Origin of the sequence: Faecalibacterium sp. DFI.5.82 (genome assembly GCF_029076575.1) — a bacterium.
In the GTDB taxonomy this organism is placed as follows: domain Bacteria; phylum Bacillota; class Clostridia; order Oscillospirales; family Ruminococcaceae; genus Faecalibacterium; species Faecalibacterium duncaniae.
Map to the genome: position 1 here is coordinate 195,182 of NZ_JARFIS010000003.1, position 17,158 is coordinate 212,339.

General features: G+C 53.8%; 14 protein-coding genes. 10 read left to right on the forward strand and 4 right to left on the reverse strand.

What is annotated here, in order from left to right:
* Positions 1-164 precede the first annotated feature (164 nt).
* From acpP to fabZ, 10 genes are all read left to right on the forward strand, one after another.
* On the forward strand, positions 165-392 hold the full coding sequence (gene acpP, locus P0G09_RS06585) for an acyl carrier protein (protein WP_005935295.1): 228 nt from the start codon (positions 165-167) through the stop codon (positions 390-392).
* 11 nt (positions 393-403) lie between these two features.
* Positions 404-1,276: an acetyl-CoA carboxylase, carboxyltransferase subunit beta gene (gene accD / locus P0G09_RS06590; RefSeq protein ID WP_097773327.1), complete on the forward strand. Its 873-nt coding sequence runs from the start codon at positions 404-406 to the stop codon at positions 1,274-1,276.
* Positions 1,273-2,226 (forward strand): acetyl-CoA carboxylase carboxyltransferase subunit alpha, encoded by a 954-nt coding sequence (locus P0G09_RS06595; RefSeq protein WP_275252266.1) that lies wholly within the window; start codon positions 1,273-1,275, stop codon positions 2,224-2,226. The genes accD and P0G09_RS06595 overlap by 4 nt, the downstream gene beginning before the upstream one ends.
* Positions 2,223-3,167: a beta-ketoacyl-ACP synthase 3 gene (locus P0G09_RS06600; RefSeq protein WP_207697726.1), complete on the forward strand. Its 945-nt coding sequence runs from the start codon at positions 2,223-2,225 to the stop codon at positions 3,165-3,167. The genes P0G09_RS06595 and P0G09_RS06600 overlap by 4 nt, the downstream gene beginning before the upstream one ends.
* Positions 3,168-3,345: 178 nt before the next feature.
* Positions 3,346-4,281 carry a DUF561 domain-containing protein gene (locus tag P0G09_RS06605; RefSeq protein WP_275252268.1) on the forward strand — a complete coding sequence of 312 codons (936 nt, stop codon included), beginning with the start codon at positions 3,346-3,348 and terminating at the stop codon, positions 4,279-4,281.
* Positions 4,275-5,342: a nitronate monooxygenase family protein gene (locus P0G09_RS06610; protein ID WP_275252269.1), complete on the forward strand. Its 1,068-nt coding sequence runs from the start codon at positions 4,275-4,277 to the stop codon at positions 5,340-5,342. Before P0G09_RS06605 ends, P0G09_RS06610 begins: the two co-directional genes overlap by 7 nt.
* On the forward strand, positions 5,339-6,271 hold the full coding sequence (locus P0G09_RS06615) for an ACP S-malonyltransferase (protein WP_097771629.1): 933 nt from the start codon (positions 5,339-5,341) through the stop codon (positions 6,269-6,271). Before P0G09_RS06610 ends, P0G09_RS06615 begins: the two co-directional genes overlap by 4 nt.
* Entirely contained in the window at positions 6,268-7,017 is a 750-nt protein-coding gene (fabG, locus tag P0G09_RS06620; RefSeq protein ID WP_154276937.1) for a 3-oxoacyl-[acyl-carrier-protein] reductase, read from the forward strand. Before P0G09_RS06615 ends, fabG begins: the two co-directional genes overlap by 4 nt.
* A 15-nt stretch (positions 7,018-7,032) precedes the next feature.
* Positions 7,033-8,271 carry a beta-ketoacyl-ACP synthase II gene (gene fabF, locus P0G09_RS06625; protein ID WP_275252270.1) on the forward strand — a complete coding sequence of 413 codons (1,239 nt, stop codon included), beginning with the start codon at positions 7,033-7,035 and terminating at the stop codon, positions 8,269-8,271.
* Between the two features lie 3 nt (positions 8,272-8,274).
* A complete protein-coding gene (fabZ, locus tag P0G09_RS06630) occupies positions 8,275-8,751 on the forward strand; it encodes a 3-hydroxyacyl-ACP dehydratase FabZ (protein ID WP_275252271.1) in 477 nt (158 codons plus the stop codon).
* A 322-nt stretch (positions 8,752-9,073) separates the two neighbouring features.
* Here the strand turns inward: fabZ and P0G09_RS06635 are convergent, their stop codons facing one another.
* The 4 genes from P0G09_RS06635 to P0G09_RS06650 form a co-directional block, all read right to left on the reverse strand.
* Positions 9,074-10,753, reverse strand: a complete 1,680-nt coding sequence (locus P0G09_RS06635) for an AIPR family protein (protein ID WP_275252272.1) — start codon at positions 10,751-10,753, stop codon at positions 9,074-9,076.
* A 127-nt stretch (positions 10,754-10,880) separates the two neighbouring features.
* Entirely contained in the window at positions 10,881-11,735 is an 855-nt protein-coding gene (locus tag P0G09_RS06640; RefSeq protein WP_275252273.1) for a hypothetical protein, read from the reverse strand.
* A gap of 361 nt (positions 11,736-12,096) precedes the next feature.
* Positions 12,097-14,802, reverse strand: a complete 2,706-nt coding sequence (locus P0G09_RS06645; protein ID WP_275252274.1) for an AAA domain-containing protein — start codon at positions 14,800-14,802, stop codon at positions 12,097-12,099.
* A gap of 97 nt (positions 14,803-14,899) precedes the next feature.
* Positions 14,900-17,146, reverse strand: coding sequence for a DEAD/DEAH box helicase family protein (locus tag P0G09_RS06650; RefSeq protein WP_275252275.1), 2,247 nt, complete (start codon positions 17,144-17,146; stop codon positions 14,900-14,902).
* Positions 17,147-17,158 lie beyond the last annotated feature (12 nt).

Consider the following 17,158-nt stretch of genomic DNA (forward strand, 5'->3'; position numbering starts at 1 on the left):
GGAACTGCCCCTGTGGAGGAAAGTGTGTCAGAATTGTAAAAGATAAAATATTTTAGCTATTATTCTTGACTTATCCGACGATTCAGATATAATGGTCGTGTTCGCAAGAAACCTCAAACTTTTTAGATAATAAAAATACAAACCAATCAAAGGAGAATATTACCATGACGTTTGAAGAAATGAAGAAGATCGTTGTTGACACCCTGAACTGCGAGGAGGACAAGGTGACCATGGAAGCCAGCCTGACCGAGGATCTGGAGGCCGACAGCCTGGATGCCGTGGAGCTGAACATGGCGCTGGAGGATGCCTGCGGTGTGTCCATCCCGGACGAGGAGCTGGCAAAGCTCAAGACCGTGGGTGACATCTACAACTACATCACCGCACATATCTGAGGAAACATGCGATGAATGATATCCGAGATCTGCTCCCCAACCGGATGCGGGAGCGCACTTTCCAGCTGAAAGCCAAGCGGGATGCCGGAGCTGTCTGGCACGAGCCGCAGTTTGTGGAGTGCAAGCAGTGCGGCCGCCGCGCTGCCCGCACCCTGTGGGGCAAAAGCCTGTATGTCTGCCCCAACTGCGGCTATCACATGCCCATTGGCGGGTATTACCGGCTCAGTCTGGTGCTGGATCACGGCAGCTTCCGGGAACTGGACGCTGACCTTGATCCGCAGGATGTGCTGAACTTCCCCGGATACGGGGAAAAACTTGCCGCCGCCCAGAACAAGACCGGCCTGCACGAGGCTGCTGTCACTGCCGTCGGCCGCATTGGCGGCGTGGCCTGTGTGGCAGCCGTGCTGGACAGCCGGTTCTTTATGGGCAGCATGAGCACGGCTGTGGGCGAGAAGATCACCCGCGCCGTGGAGTACGCCACTGCCAAGCGCCTGCCTCTGGTCATCTTTTCGGCCAGCGGCGGCGCGCGAATGCAGGAGGGCATTTTCAGCCTGATGCAGATGGCCAAGACCAGCGCCGCCATCCAGCGCTTTTCGGCAAAGGGCGGGCTGTACGTCAGTGTGCTGACCCACCCCACCACCGGCGGCGTGACCGCCAGCTTTGCAAGCCTGGGCGATATCATGCTGGCCGAACCGGGGGCACTCATCGGCTTTGCCGGCCCCCGTGTCATTGAGCAGACCATCGGTGAAAAACTGCCCGCCGGGTTCCAGCGCAGCGAATTCCAGATGGAACACGGCTTTGTGGATCAGGTGGTGCCCCGCAGTCAGCTGCGGGATACGCTGATCCAGGTCCTGCAGCTTCATGCCGGAGGGAAACACGAATGATAAAAGATATTTTGGAGCAGCTGGCCCCGCTGGACGCACAGATCGCCGCGCTGAAGGGCAGCGGCAGTGACATGGAGGCCATCACCGCCCATGCGTCCGAACTGGCAGAGCTGGCGGTGGAAGAGGACGAGATCCTGCGCTCCTGCGGCCCGCTGACTGCCGAGGATCGGGTCTTTCTGGCCCGTCACCCGGAGCGCCCGCACATCGACGAGACGATCTCTGCCCTGTTCACGGATTTCTTTGAGCAGCGCGGCGACCGGCAGTGCAAGGAGGACGCGGCCATTCTGGGCGGCGTGGCCCGTTTCCACGGGATGCCGGTGACGGTCATCGGCCACCGCAAGGGCTCCACGCTGGAGGAAAATCTGGCCTGCAACTTTGGAATGCCGGGGCCGGAGGGTTACCGCAAGGCTCTGCGCCTGATGAAGCAGGCTGAAAAATTCGGCCGTCCCATCATCACCTTTATCGACACGCCGGGCGCTTACCCCGGCAAGGATGCCGAGGAGCGGGGGCAGGGCGAGGCCATTGCCCGGAATCTGATGGAGATGAGCGGCCTGACGGTGCCGGTCATCGCCGTGGTCACCGGCGAGGGCTCTTCCGGCGGCGCGCTGGCACTGGGTGTGGCCAACCACATCCTCATGCTGGAAAACGCGGTCTACTCCGTGCTGAGTCCCGAGGGCTTTGCCAGCATCCTGTGGAAGGACTCCTCCCGCAGCGGCGAGGCCTGTGAGATGATGAAGCTGACGGCGCAGGATCTGTACCGCGGCGGCATCGTGGAAGAAGTGATCCCGGAGCCGGTGGGCGGTGCCCAGCGCTGCCACGCGGCCCTGTTTGAGCGCATGGATGCCGCTCTGCGCGTCCACCTGAAGGAATTGTGCCGCATGAGCGACCGGCAGCTGGCCGATCAGCGCTATAAAAAGTACCGCCAGATCGGAGAAACGAGGAACGCATGAATGGTTTACAGCTGATCGCCACCGGCGGGGCACTTCCCGGACGGACGATCACCAATGACGCGCTGAGCCGCATGGTGGACACCAGTGACGCATGGATCACCAGCCGCACCGGCATCCGCACCCGGCACTGGTGCACCGAGGACGAATCTGCCGCCACGCTGGCCATTGCGGCCGCGCGGCAGGCCCTTGACCGCAGCGGCCTTGCCCCGGCGGACATTGCCTGCTGTGTCTGTGCGACCCTTTCTGCCCCGGATGCCACCCCCAGCGTGGCCTGTCAGGTACAGGCGGCACTGGGCCTGCCCGAAAACCGGCCCGCGCTGGACATCAACGCGGCCTGTTCCGGTTTTCTCTATGGCATGGCTGTGGCGCGGGGGATGCTGACGACTCTGGGCGGGCAGTATGCCCTCGTCATCGGGTGCGAAGCGCTTTCCCGCCTGATGGACCCCACCGACCGCTCCACCTGCGTGCTGTTCGGCGACGGAGCCGGAGCCGCCATTTTCCGGCTGGCAGATACCCCCTTTGCGTTGACGCTGGGGGCACGCGGCAGTGATGTCCTCCATGCGGGCGGGCCGAGCCGGGAAGGCTCTGCCCCCATCACCATGGACGGCAAGGCGGTGTTCCGCTTTGCGGTGGATGCCCTGCCCAAGTGCCTGCACACGGTGCTGGACGAGACCCGGCTGACCCTCGAGGATCTGTCGTGGGTGGTCTGCCATCAGGCCAACAGCCGCATCATCGACCACTGCATCAAGGCCCTGCAGGCCGACCCGGCAAAATTTTATAAGAACATGGATCGCCACGGCAACACCAGCGCCGCCAGCATTCCGGTCGCCCTCAACGAGCTGGCCGAGAGCGGGCAGCTGACCCCGGGCAGACCGCTGGCCTGCATCGGCTTTGGCGGCGGCCTGACCTGGGGCGGCGCGATTTTTCAATACAAAGAGTAAAAATCATGTTCGGCAAACGGGCTCGCCCTCTCAGTCACCTTCGGTGACAGCTCCCCCAAAGTGGGAGCCTTTGGCAAAACCGAAAAGTTTACCGTACTGCCAAGGGCTCTCCCCTTGGGAGAGCTGTCGAGCAGAGCGAGACTGAGAGGGCGAGGACGCTTACCGATAGGATAAAACTATGAAACTTTTAAATGAAATTTTAGGCACAAAATACCCCATCATCCAGGGCGGCATGGCAAACATTGCCACCGGTGAGTTTGCCGCAGCCTGCTCCAATGCAGGTGCACTGGGCATCATCGGTGCGGGCGGCATGAATGCCGACACCCTGCGCGAAAATATCCGCCGGTGCAAACAGCTCACAGACAAGCCCTTTGGCGTGAACATCATGCTGATGCACCCGCAGGCAGACGAGTTTGCCCAGATCGTTGTGGAAGAAGGCGTGCAGGTGGTCACCACCGGCGCAGGCAACCCGGGCAAATATGTTCCCATGTGGAAAGCGGCGGGCATCAAGGTGATCCCTGTGGTGGCTGCCGCCGTGCTGGCAAAGCATCTGGAGAAGCTGGGCATCGATGCCGTGATCGCCGAAGGGACCGAGAGCGGCGGCCATGTGGGCGAAATGGCCACCATGGCGCTGGTGCCGCAGGTGGTGGACGCAGTGGATCTGCCCGTCATTGCGGCGGGCGGCATTGCCGATGGCCGTCAGCTGGCAGCAGCCCTTGCGCTGGGTGCCTGCGGCGTGCAGGTGGGCACCTGCCTGCTGGTGAGCGAGGAGTGCCCCATCCACGAAAACTACAAGACTGCCCTGCTCAATGCCAAGGACAGCGACACCATCGTGACCGGACGCATCGGCGGTTCCCCGGTCCGGGTGCTGAAAAACCGGATGAGCCGTGAATATGTCCGGCAGGAAAAGGCTGGTGCCGATAAGATGGAGCTGGAAAAGTACACCCTGGGCAGTCTGCGCCGGGCCGTGTTTGAAGGCGACACCTCCACCGGCAGTCTGATGGCCGGTCAGGTGGCCGGAATGCTCCACGAGGTACGCCCTGTGGCGGACATTCTGGATGACCTGTGGAACGGCGGGAGGCAGCGTATCCACGCGCTGAGCGAGGAATGCTGACGCTCGGAAAGAAAGCCCTGTCTGTGCCCATCCTGCAGGGCGGCATGGGCGTGGGCGTTTCTTTGGGCGGGCTGGCCGGTGCCGTGGCGGCCTGCGGCGGCATGGGGTGCATCTCCACCGCCGATGCAGGCTACCGGGATCCGGACTTTGCCCGTGACCCGGCCAGCGCCAACCACCGCGCCCTGACCGCTGAGATCCGGAAAGCAAAGCAGATCGCAAACGGTGCCGGTATGGTGGCCATCAATGCAATGGTGGCCACACAGGACTATGCCGCCGCCATCCGCACCGCTGTGGAAGCGGGCGTGGACGCTGTGGTGTCCGGCGCTGGTCTGCCGCTGGAGCTGCCCGGCCTTGTGAACACGATGGAGGTCGCCATCGCGCCCATCGTTTCCAGCGGGCGGGCGGCAAAGCTCATCCTGCGCCGCTGGGCCAAGGAGTTCGGCCGCACCGCTGATTTTGTGGTCATTGAGGGCTGCAAGGCAGGCGGTCATCTCGGCTTTGCGGAGCAGGACCTGTTCTCCGGAAGCTGCCAGACGCTGGACGAGATCCTGCCGGAGGTGCTGGCTGAGGTAAAGCCCTATGAGGCGCAGTTCGGCCACAGCATCCCCGTGTTTGTGGCGGGCGGCGTGTACACCGGGGCCGACATGGCTCACTTTACCAGACTGGGTGCCGCAGGCGTTCAGCTTGCCACCCGCTTTATCACCACCTACGAGTGCGATGCATCCCAGGGGTACAAGGACGTTCTGCTGAATGCAGGTTCTGAGGATGTGCGCATCATCCACAGCCCGGTCGGGATGCCGGGCCGGGCGCTGAACACGCCGCTGGTGCAGGCCATGGCGGAGGGCAGACGCTTCCCGCCCCGGCACTGTGCCCGCTGCCTGAAGACCTGCGACCCCGCCAAGGTGCCCTACTGCATCACCCATGCACTGATCGAAGCGGTCAAGGGCAACCTGGAGGAAGGACTTTTCTTCTGCGGGGCCAATGTGGGCAGGCTGGACCGGATGTACACTGTCCGTGAGCTGATGGATGAACTTGTGACCGAATGGAGGCAAAACCAATGAAGCTTGCCGTTTTGTATGCCGGTCAGGGTGCCCAGCACCCCGGCATGGGCAAAGAATTTTACGAAGCATCTTCCGCTTTCCGTGCCGCGTTCGACGCTGCAGACCTTCCGTTTGATCTGCACCGCGTCTGCTTCGACGACCCGGACGGCGTTCTGAATCAGACCGAATACACCCAGCCCTGCATGGTGGCCTTTGCCTGCGGCGTATCCGCCGTTCTGGCCGAGCAGGGGGTCAAGCCCGCTTATGTGGCCGGTCTCTCTCTGGGCGAATATTCCGCGCTGGAAGCCGCCGGTGTATTCACCGCCAAGCAGGCCATTGAGCTGGCAGCCTACCGCGGCAAAGCCATGGCCGACGCGGCCAGCGGCATCGACTGCGGCATGACCGCAGTGCTGAACCTCGACCGGGTCCCCCTTGCAGAATGCTGTGAGCAGGCATCCGCGCTGGGCTGTGTGCAGATCTGCAACTACAATTGCCCGGGCCAGCTGGTCATTGGCGGCGAAAAGGCCGCAGTGGACAAGGCTGCAGAGCTTGCAAAGCAGGCCGGTGCCCGCCGGTGCATCCCGCTCAAGGTGAGCGGCCCGTTCCACACCCGTCTGATGGCTCCCGCCGGGGATGCACTGGCAAAGCGCTTTGCCGCCGAACCCTTTGGCGAAATGAGCGTTCCGGTGCTGTTCAACTGTCTGGGCCGTGAAAAAGCCGAGAGCGACAGCATCCCGGCCCTGCTGGTCCGGCAGGTACAGAGCAGTGTCTACATGGAGGACACCCTGCACCGTCTGGGTGAGCTGGGTGTGGATCACATTCTGGAGGTCGGGCCCGGCAATGCGCTCTCCGGCTTTGTGAAAAAGACCCTGCCCGGTGTGACTTGTGTGTCGGTGGAGACCCCGGCGCAGCTGGACACCGTTCTGAACGCATGGAAGGAAGAACAATGAACGAAGAAACCATCATCCGTACCGCCGTTGTGACCGGCGGAAGCCGGGGAATCGGCCGGGCCGTGTGCGTACAGCTTGCCCGGCAGGGCTGCCATGTGGTGGTCAACTACTGCCACGGCGAAGCGGCCGCCGCTGAGACCGTGTCTCTCTGCAGGGCCGAGGGCGCGCAGGCTGTGGCCGTGCAGGCCGATGTTTCCACCGCCGAGGGCTGCAAAAAGCTCTTTGAGGAGGCGGTGAACGCCTTTGGCCGGGTGGATATCCTTGTGAACAATGCAGGCATCACCCGGGACAACCTGATCCTGCGCATGTCCGAAGCAGACTTTGATGCTGTGCTGGACGCAAACCTCAAGGGTGCGTTCCTCTGCTGCAAGGAAGCGGCCCGCCGGATGGTGCGCCAGCGCTGGGGCCGGATCATCAATCTGAGCAGCGTCGTTGCCCTGCGGGGCAATGCAGGCCAGACGAATTACGCCGCCAGCAAGGCCGGGCTCATCGGTCTGACCAAAAGCCTGGCCCGGGAGCTGGCCAGCCGCAATGTGACAGTAAATGCTGTTGCGCCCGGCTTTATTGAGACTGATATGACCGCCGCCCTGCCGGAGGCTGTCCGCACCGAAATGGCAAAGGACATCCCGGCAGGCCGCGCAGGCCAGCCGGAGGACGTGGCAAACGCGGTGGCGTTTTTTGCCGCAGAACAAAGCAGCTATCTCACCGGGCAGGTGCTCTGTGTGGACGGCGGCATGGCAATGTAAAAGGAGAAATTCTCTATGGAAAAACGCAGAGTCGTGATCACCGGTCTGGGCACCGTGAATCCGCTGGGCAACACTGCTGCCGACAGCTGGGCTGCCGCAAAGGCAGGCCAGTGCGGCATTGGCCCCATCACCCAGTTTGACACCACCGATTTCAAGTGCAAGCTGGCCGGTGAAGTGAAAAACTTTGACCCCGAGACCGTTGTGGACAAAAAGGAAGCCCGCAAGATGGCCCGCTTCACCCTGCTGGCACTGGCTGCTGCAGCCGAGGCCATTGCCGACAGCGGCCTGAACACGGAAGCAGAGGCCAAAAACATCGGTGTGGTCCTTTCCAGCGGCATTGGCGGCCTGCCCACCATCGAGGAGCAGCACACCCGCGGGGAAGAGAAAGGCATGGAGAAGGTCAGCCCCTACTTTGTGCCCATGTCCATTGCCAACATGGCGGCGGCACAGGTGGCCATCCGCTTTGGCCTGAAGGGCATGTGCACCTGCCCGGTCACGGCCTGCGCCGGCGGCACCAATGCTGTGGGCGATGCCTTCCACCGCATCCGGGACGGTTACGAGACTGCCATGGTCTGCGGCGGTGCCGAAAGCTGCATCAGCCCGCTGGGCATCGGCGGTTTTACCAGCATGAAGGCGCTTTCCACCGCCACCGACCCGGATGCTGCCAGCCTGCCCTTTGATGCCCGCCGCGGCGGCTTCGTGATGGGCGAGGGCAGCGGTGTGCTGGTTCTGGAAGAGCTGGAGCACGCCCGGGCACGCGGTGCGCATATCTACGCCGAGGTGGTGGGCTATGGTGCCAACTGCGATGCTTACCACTTTACCGCACCGGCTCCCGGCGGCACAGGTGCCATCGACTGCATGAAGCTGACACTGGCCGATGCAGGCATTGCCCCGGAGCAGGTGGATCACATCAACGCCCACGGCACCGGCACCCACATGAACGATGCCTGCGAGACGGCTGCCATCCATGCCGTGTTCGGTGAACACGCAAAGCAGCTGACCGTGGTCAGCACCAAGAGCATGACCGGCCACCTGCTGGGTGGTGCGGGCGGCATCGAGGCCGTGTTCACGGCACTGGCCCTGCGAGACCAGTTTGCCCCGCCCACCATCCACTACGAGCAGCCTGACCCGGAATGCGATCTGAACTATGTGCCCAATGCAGGCCGTGCCCAGGCCATGACCTACGCACTGAGCAACAGCCTGGGCTTTGGCGGTCACAACGCCTGCATCGCCCTGCGCAGATGGGAGGGCTGAGCCATGGCAGAACCGCGCACCGTGCGGGAGAACGCAAACGCTCTGAGCAGTGAGCAGATCGCAGCCCTTCTGCCCCACCGCTACCCCTTTGCTCTCGTGGACCGCATCCTGGACTACGAGCCGGGGCAGTGGGCCATTGGCCGCAAGTGCGTATCCCGCAATGAAGAATTCTTCTGCGGTCACTTCCCGGGCCAGCCGGTCATGCCGGGAGTGCTGATCCTGGAAGCACTTGCCCAAACCGGAGCTGTTGCGGCGCTGAGCCTCCCCGAAAACAAAGGCAAACTGGCCCTCTTCGGCGGCATCAAAAATGCCCGCTTCCGCAAACAGGTCACCCCCGGAGATGTTCTCACGCTCCATTGTGAGCTGGTGGAACAGCGCGGCCCTGTGGGCATCGGGAAAGCGTCTGCTTATGTGGATGGCAAGTGCGCCGCCACAGCGGAGCTGACCTTTGTGCTGACCGAAGCAAATACAGAAGCTTAAGGCGCTTTGTGCGCTGCAATCGTCCCCAATACCATATCGTATATAAAAGGCAGGATACCATCGCCATGATGATATCCTGCCTTTGTTCGTTCCTGTTTACCGTTCTGCATACTCTCGGCATAGAGAACATCTTGTGAAACAAAAAAGTACCCGAACCCTTTTTCGTAAAGAATCGGGTTCGGGTACGAACTGTATGGTGGAGAATTAGGGACTCGAACCCCAGACCCCCTGCGTGTGATGCATGATGGCTTTTCGATTTTTAGAACGTTGATTCGTTAAATAGGATCGATTTGCTACAGATCTGCTACAAACAACAAGTTTGTTAATTACTTTTTATTGCCGTTTCTATCTCCTTGCACTTTTGAACATTCTTGAAGATGTTAGCTGGATATGATTCTGGATAAGTTCTTTCTATCGTCTCGGCCAATCGCGACTCAAGGTCGTCAATCAATGGGGCCACTTTATCACGCATCCCGTGGCAATCCAAAATGGTTGTATAAAAGTTTGCGTCCATCTTTACTACCTGCAAAACAAGATGAAGCATTACGCGGTTTCCGTGGATATAAATTAATCGTTCTCTATTATTTTCCGCCAACGTTTTCTTTTCTTGTAAATATTTTTCAACTTCCCGCATATATAGAACTGTATTTAACAGTACGAAAGAATTGGTTCCACCGTTGATCAAAACTTTATACGGAGCTTTTGTAATATCTTCGGATAGCGCACCTACATTTCTCTTTGCGAGTACCGCATATGTGATGTCCTCATGTAAGCATGCTAATGCCACAATGCCTTCATCAAAAGAAATTTGGTTATCAGGGTTTGTCATTTTATCGCCACTTTTATAAAGATAGCCGTAGTGAGAAAAAGCCAACTCTTGTCGCAGTCTTTCTTGTTCTATATCAAGTGCTGCAAAATCCTTATTTTCAATTCTATTCTGAGTATTCGATAATCTTGTAATTTGAGTCGATGTATCCACATCAATATTACTTAGATCTATTATCTGAACCATCACGTTGGCCTTGGCAAGTTGGTCAGAATGATCCGTATAAAGTGCTCCTATCGTGCCTGCTGTTTGTGCACCATTAACCAAGGATACTCCCTCTAATGCAAATAGTCCAGTCTCATTTGTCGTGCTCTTTTTGGCTTTACGCTGAATTTTTCTGCACAGTAATTTAAGGCCATTGTTATAATAATAAAATTTTTCTGGTTCTTGTAACAAGACCTTTTTCATTCCCTCATTAACTTCAGTATTTCCCTTGTAAAACCGAATATTTTTTTCAAATAAAAAATTCCCATATGTATTGTACCATTCTCCAACAGCAACAGCCGAAACTGTCCCATAGTATGCAGTATAAGGAGTCTCTATTTTGCCCCAATTATTTAAAATAACATCTGCAATATCAATTGTCTGTTGCTCTTGTCCTTTAGACAAAAACTCGTAAATATTTTTAAACGAGATTTCTTCAAACGATAAAATTGAACTTATTTCATCGTTTGTACGACTCATTAAATCTTCCATTAATTTCAAGACAAATGAATTAGCATTTTGATTTCCTGTGTGGATAAATACCCCTTGAATTTGATACCCCATTTGTGTCAATGCCGTATCAACATCCATTATTTTCGCTTGAATTTTGGTATTTGCTCCTGCGAGATTTTCATCCAACACCCTTTGAAGTGCTTGCACGAACACTAACATTTCTTCTTGAGCTATTCCACCACTACCGTCAGCTCTCCATTTACTTTGCACAACAAACAATTTTTTCTGTTTTTCATCTAGGTACAGCGCATCAATTCCAAGGTCATGATACCCATCTGTTATATGCGCACATGCTTGTTGTATATCCAGTCCAGACAACATAACTAACGCAAATGCTGCTAGAGAACGCGTTTCAAATGTATACGGAGCCGGACTTTTTAGATCTGATAAATCGATTTCATCTTTAAACAGTTCGGCAATTCTAGTTTGGACCCGCCTCATATTTATATTCATTGCCATAATTTTCTCTCCTCCAGATTTATAGTATAAAACCAGCTGTTTCTTTTCGGTTTGAATACCGTCTTCTAGTAGCCGGGTAGTTTACCGCGCGCTATACTGTCAGAACAGCTCACTCGGAGTCTATGGATCATACAGATAGACAAATCGCATTGTCCACCAACAGACCCCAGTTTTCCCAATGGCGGTCGGTGTTGCCCACCAGATAATCCAGAATGTTCATCATATAGTATCCGTGGGCATCCAGTTCCAGAATTTTATCCAGTATATTCCAATCATGGTTTGTGCAGTAGACATCATAGGCTGCATACGTCACAAGGCTATATCGCTGCGAGGTCATGATTTTACTGATGGAAACCGGCTCGTTCTCAAACATTCCCTGCTCATACAAAACCTGATGACAGTCAAAGCATCGGCAGATCTTACTTGCCAGCACTTCGCGCTCGACTGCATCTTGTCCGCCAGCTTTATAAAGATAGAAGCCTTCCTCTTTGCGCACCCACGCTTTAGGATAGCATCCGCCAGTGGACAAATCATTTGCCAAAAGATGTGCATTTGTCACAGTCATCTGATGCCCACGCAGTGCAACATCCACAAGAGTATTGCCTAAAGAGAGTGTGTAGAGATTGATATCCTCAAATCTGATATTCTCTTTTTCTCCTTTTACCCAGAACACATCCAACAACGATAGGCAATGATACGAAAGCGCGATCTGTGCACGCTCCCGATCCGTAACACTCTGAGATGCACCAATGCTGTTCAAGATTTCCTTTGCATAAGAACGGTTCTGCGGTATCAGCCGGGATGCACACCATGAATGGAAGCCAATCACATTATTGATTCGAGCATCAAAGTCATTCGATTCTTTCAGCACCAAACCATAGGGCATGAAATCTTCAAAATAAATTTTACACTCACCAGCCGTACTCACCTGTGCCACACATCTTTCCGTGTGCATAATGCAGTAGACTGTTGCCTTGCCCATCGCCTCCACCACCTTATTCGACCGATGCACGTTTTCTTTTCTACCATTGTACCTTCTTTTATGTTCCAAAACAAGATGTAAAAAAGCTCTTGATCCTTAATATAGAGGCCAAGAGCTTTTTTATCCGATTATCTTTGTCTGTTCCCGAGCTTTAGCTCAATCATTAGATTTCATCCAAGCCATACTTGTGTCTTTTCCCTCCACAGCATTGCACATAAATGCCATATCGACTTATCTTGGCTTTGAGAGAGCAGCCGCATCTGGGGCAAAGCATTCCGTTTTTATTGCCCTTATGATAAAAATACTCTTCTACGAATTCCGTTTCGACAAATTCTGTATGCTTGCAGGACGGATAGCCAGATCAGCTCAAAAAATACTTTTGATTTCTGGACTTTTTCAGCTGCATAGGTTTTCCGCAGACAGGGCACTTTTTGTGTGCAAGAACATAATCCGATAACTTATCCGTTATCAAGTTTCCCTGTGCATCCTTTTCAACGGTTTTGGCTTGATCCATCACCTGACTCATTTCCAGTAATCCGTAAAGGATCTTTGCTGTGTGCGTTCCCCAAAAACGAATACATGGACGATTGTTAATAGCGCTTGTCCTACCTTCTATTTTGAAGCACGCTGCAGATTCTGGCATGCCAAACCATGTTACAGTCTTGTCGATTAATGCAATCGGATCTGTCAGATAGTGATTTTCTACCGCAAAATACTTTAACGTCGGATGGAGATTCTTCTTCGATTCGGCTCGAACAAATACTTTTACTCCACGGCTTTGAGCTTCTGCAAGAGCCTGTGCAATTCTAGTGGTATTTATATCCGAGTTTGCCGGAGAATCCGGAATGTCAATCCGGACCTCACGCCTTGCAGTAGCCAAATCCTTAATGAATTCATCCACTTGATTTTCTTTTTCCACGAAATCAAAATAGTATTTTTCAAGGTCGTCATTCGGGCGAATTATTTCCGGAATCATGGGAGCTGTCGCGCGATAGCTTTTCAGCATTTGCATGAACATCAGATTTTCTGACATTCCTTTATTTCTCATGAACGATCCATTTGCTACGCAAATAAACTTCCCCTTTGATCGCGTCATGGCAACGTTAAAAAGTCTGTCAGCATAACGTCCAGCAGTTGATGCGATCAATGCCCCCGGGAAAGGAAGTCGATAGCAGTCAACTGCATCGTATACAATAACGTCCTCTTCAGAACCTTGGAACTGATGTACCGTCGCACATTTTATGGCATGCGGAAGCGCTTCCAGCTCATTGACGTCACGCACCATTGCATGTAGAAGCCGTGATTGTGCATGATAAGGAGTAATAATACCAACTTCCTGCGTCTGTGCTGCCTTTAACGCCAGCGAAAATGTCACAAATGCGCTCAGAACGTTTGCATGAGAGTCGTCGCTGCTTTTAATACAGGTTGACATTGTTCCACTCAGATCAACAAACTCCATTGCACGTCCCGCGAATGGCTCTGCCATCACAGTTTTTTCTCGTTTTTCGGTCATTCCGTTCGCAGATTTCAGCAAACCATTGTATATAGATCTGCCCGCAAAATCCGCAATTTCCGGATGCATACGATACTGCGTATCCAAGAGGCACAGCCATTTGTGATTGCTGCCTTGATCTACCGCCTGTGTGATTCCGCAATACTGAAAAATATCCGCATTCAGTGGTGACTCTTTGCTACTCTGGACAATAGGCGGAAGCTGTCGGAAATCGCCCATGCAGACAAAATTCTTTCGTGCAAGTTTAGCAGCATATGCTATCTGGGGTATCGTTGCCATACTTGCTTCATCAAAAATCACAACGTCAAAAGCACCATTACGAATTTCCTTATCAACAATGGCCTTTGAAACCGTCGTCGCTACAAATTTCGCATTCCTCACGCACTGACTTTCCGCTGCTCTGAGTTCCCGTCGAATCTCGTTGAGTTCTTTCTCCACCTGAATCAGTTTTGGATCATTTTTCTCCAAGCGCTTCTTTTCCGCTTGAAGCTGCGTTCTCCTTTTTAGCAGATCCGGATAATTATTGATTGCTAAATTGTATGAGGAGAGATAGGGATGCTCTGATATTCTCTTATCCTTCGGAAAACCATACCGGACGAGCTGTCCGGGGAAAACGTCATTTTTCAACGACGTCACACGAAGAATTGCACCATCAACGGAAACGTTGCTGTAGGACAACATAAGAACACGTTCGCCCTTGTCAATGTGAGCCCACGCAATTTTTGCAAGCGTTTGAGTCTTTCCTGTTCCCGGAGGTCCCCAAACAAATGTTATCGGTTGCTCTAGTGACATTCTTACCGCTGTCTCCTGCCCCTTGGCAATATCCGAATTGCGATAGTCGATCTCTTTCAACCCATTACAGATTAGGTCCTGTGCAATTTCCGATGGTTCAAGAGACAGATCCATAAGGCGCTCTGATACAGATTGGAGCAAATAGCAAGCCTCCGCAGAAATATTCAGCATTTCAACCTCTGCGCCCAAATCAAGTTCACTGATCAGATAGACTGAAAACGCTTCACAATTCAGGATCTTGCCTGAAATTTGCGATTGTCCCTTCCAAATTGTAACTGGCGTTCCTTCAGGATAATTAAGCTCATCTTCCGATTCAAGAAGGTACACAAATTGCCCGTTGTCTCGTCCGATTCGCTTACCTTCCTGAAGAAGGATATGCTTTCCACCTGTCATTCGAATGAAGGAGATTTCCGCGCTTAAAGCCATCCTGTACGCCTGACAAAAATCAGCCACGGAGGCAAACGGTTTTATCTGAACACTTTTGTCTTTTTCCTGACGACGGTTTGACGAAATCGACGTTTGAAGTTCATTGATTCGCTGTTTTCTCTCAGCCGTCTCAGCGTGTTCGTGTTGGCTTACCACTTCCTGAACATCTTCTTTCAGGTCGGTATCCAAAATTTTGAGATACGTCTGAAAGCAGCCAGGATAGCTAAACATTTTAGCTCCATCACGAAAGGTCACAACGATCGTAGTTTTCTTTTGCTCTGTAATAACTCCATCACCAAAGCTTCGATGATGCACACGCTTTCCTGTCAGATCCATTTCATCCAGCCTTTCCTTGCCTTGTCCATTATCAGGGCTTTTTCTGTTGCCCTGTCTAATTTTGCAAAACAAGATATACGATAAGCGTCTCTTCTACTTACTTTTTTATCCGCAAATAGTATTTTTCAAGGCTCTTATCGCAGACATCCACAATATGCAGCCAATCTTCCCGTGTAAGCTTGCGGAAGATGATCGGGTTTACCTCGATAGTCTCCACGTCCTTGCAGCGCATCAAGAATCGCATATCCTCAAAGCGCTTGAAGGGATTGGAGAGGATGTTCTTCTCCACATCTTTCCGGGTATAGCCACCCTTCTGATAAATGCTGGTGGATTTCTCTGCGATCATCCCGTGCGCCTTGCGGTCCTCGTAGAAGTCGATGAAGTAGTCCACCACATCCGGCAGGGCAACTCTGCCGCTGCTGTCCATGTACTCATAGATTGCTTTGAGCAGCACCGGCTTGTAGGAATAGCTCATGTCCATCGTTTCGATAAATTTCATGAACTTGTCCGCCATATTCTGCGGCGTAATGAGATCCCAGCCATACTGTTTCGCAATGTTGCGGATGCTTTCCTCCCGGAAATAGTGGAACATTCGCTTATCACCAAAGGGAATCGAAAGGTCCGGTTTGACTTTTCCGTCCTTAATGTAGCGTTCCACCGTCTCGGACTGTACATCCACCATCCGGACGAACTCGATCTGCGAGGTCATATCCTTGACGCTGTTCTGCCAGTTGAAAAGGTCGATGATCTCATAGTCAGACACATCGATCGGCACATCCAACCATGCTTCGGGCTTTTCACCCTGGAACAACATATCCTGATCCAGCTTGCGCTTGTTCTCCGGCGCCAGCACATACGCCATGGGCTGATATTTTGCAATGTCCAGCACCCGGTGCAGGCTGTAGGGCATATTGAACATATTAGCGTTGTCCACAAAGTCAACCACCAGCAGATCCTCTTTGCCCGGGCAGCGGCGTGTGCCACGACCAAGCTGCTGCAAATAAATCGTTTTGGACATGGTCGGGCGCGCCATGAACAGCACCGTGGTATGCGGGCTGTCCCAGCCTTCGTTCAGAAGGTCGCAGGCGCAAAGAACATTGGTCGAGCCGGTTTCATAGTCCTTCAGAATCTTTTCCCGAACCTCCACACGATCCCGCCCGGAAACTGCTTCTGCCTTCACGCCGCTATCTCGCAGCAACTTTGCAATTTCGGCTGCATGGTCTACGCTGGCACAGAAAATTACTGTCTTTTTGCCGTTGACGTACTTTAGATAAGTGTCAACGATCAACTGATTGCGTTCCGGGATGAACAGCTTGCTTTCCAGATCCTGCGAATTGTATTTGATGCCGTTGATCCGCACATCGGTCAGGTCGATGTTGGTCTTGACCCGGATGCAGCGAATCGGCACCAGAACGCCACGCTCTACAGCAGTCTTGAGATCCATTTTGTGGGCAACGTTCTGGAACAGCTCCAGCATATCCTCGCCATCGCTGCGTTCCGGAGTGGCGGTCAGACCCAGAATGAACTTCGGGTGGAAGTAGGTGAAAATCTTCTGGTAGGTGTTGGCTGCCGCATGGTGACATTCGTCCACAATCAGGTAGTCAAAATCTGTAGGCGAGAACTTTTCCAGATCCTTGGAGATACTCTGCACCGTTGCAAAAATGACCGTCTGGGTCATATCCTTCTGGCTTCCGGTGTACTCTCCCAAAGTCGCTTCCGACCAGACCTTGGCGAAAGTCTCTTTTGCCTGAGATGCCAGCTTCAGGGCGTTGACCAGAAATAGCGTGCGTCCGCCCACTGCCTTGGCATCCGTTGCAGCCGTGATGGTTTTTCCAACGCCGGTCGCATGGTACAGTAGCGCAATGGTCTTGCCGTCCTCTCGCATTTTCTGCAGATTCTCGGTAGCCTCCTGCTGGTAATCCCGAAGCTCGATGGTCTGCCCCATCTGAACCGGCAGGTCCGCTTCAAAAGCCTTGAATATAGGGCTGGTGCCTAAGAAAGTAATCAGCTCGTCCTTGACCTTCTCCGGCTGCTTTTCCAGCTGGCTATAAATCCATCGGTATACTTTCCAGTTGTCATAGACCAGGCTGTTTTGCTTCAGGAGGTCATCAGCGTACTTGTTTTCAGACACTTTGCTAGGATTATGGTAGGTTTCTCCGTCTATTTCGATTGCAATCTTAGATTCAGGAGATTCCAGCGCAAAGTCGATATAGCGGTGCCGACCATAGATGTCCACGCAGGGGTACTGGACCTGCAGATTTTCGGTCTTTTCCGGGCCAAAAGCCTCACAGAAAAGCTGCACAAACAGCTCCTCCGCACGGCTGTTGACACTGATTGCTTTCATTGGCTCCATGGT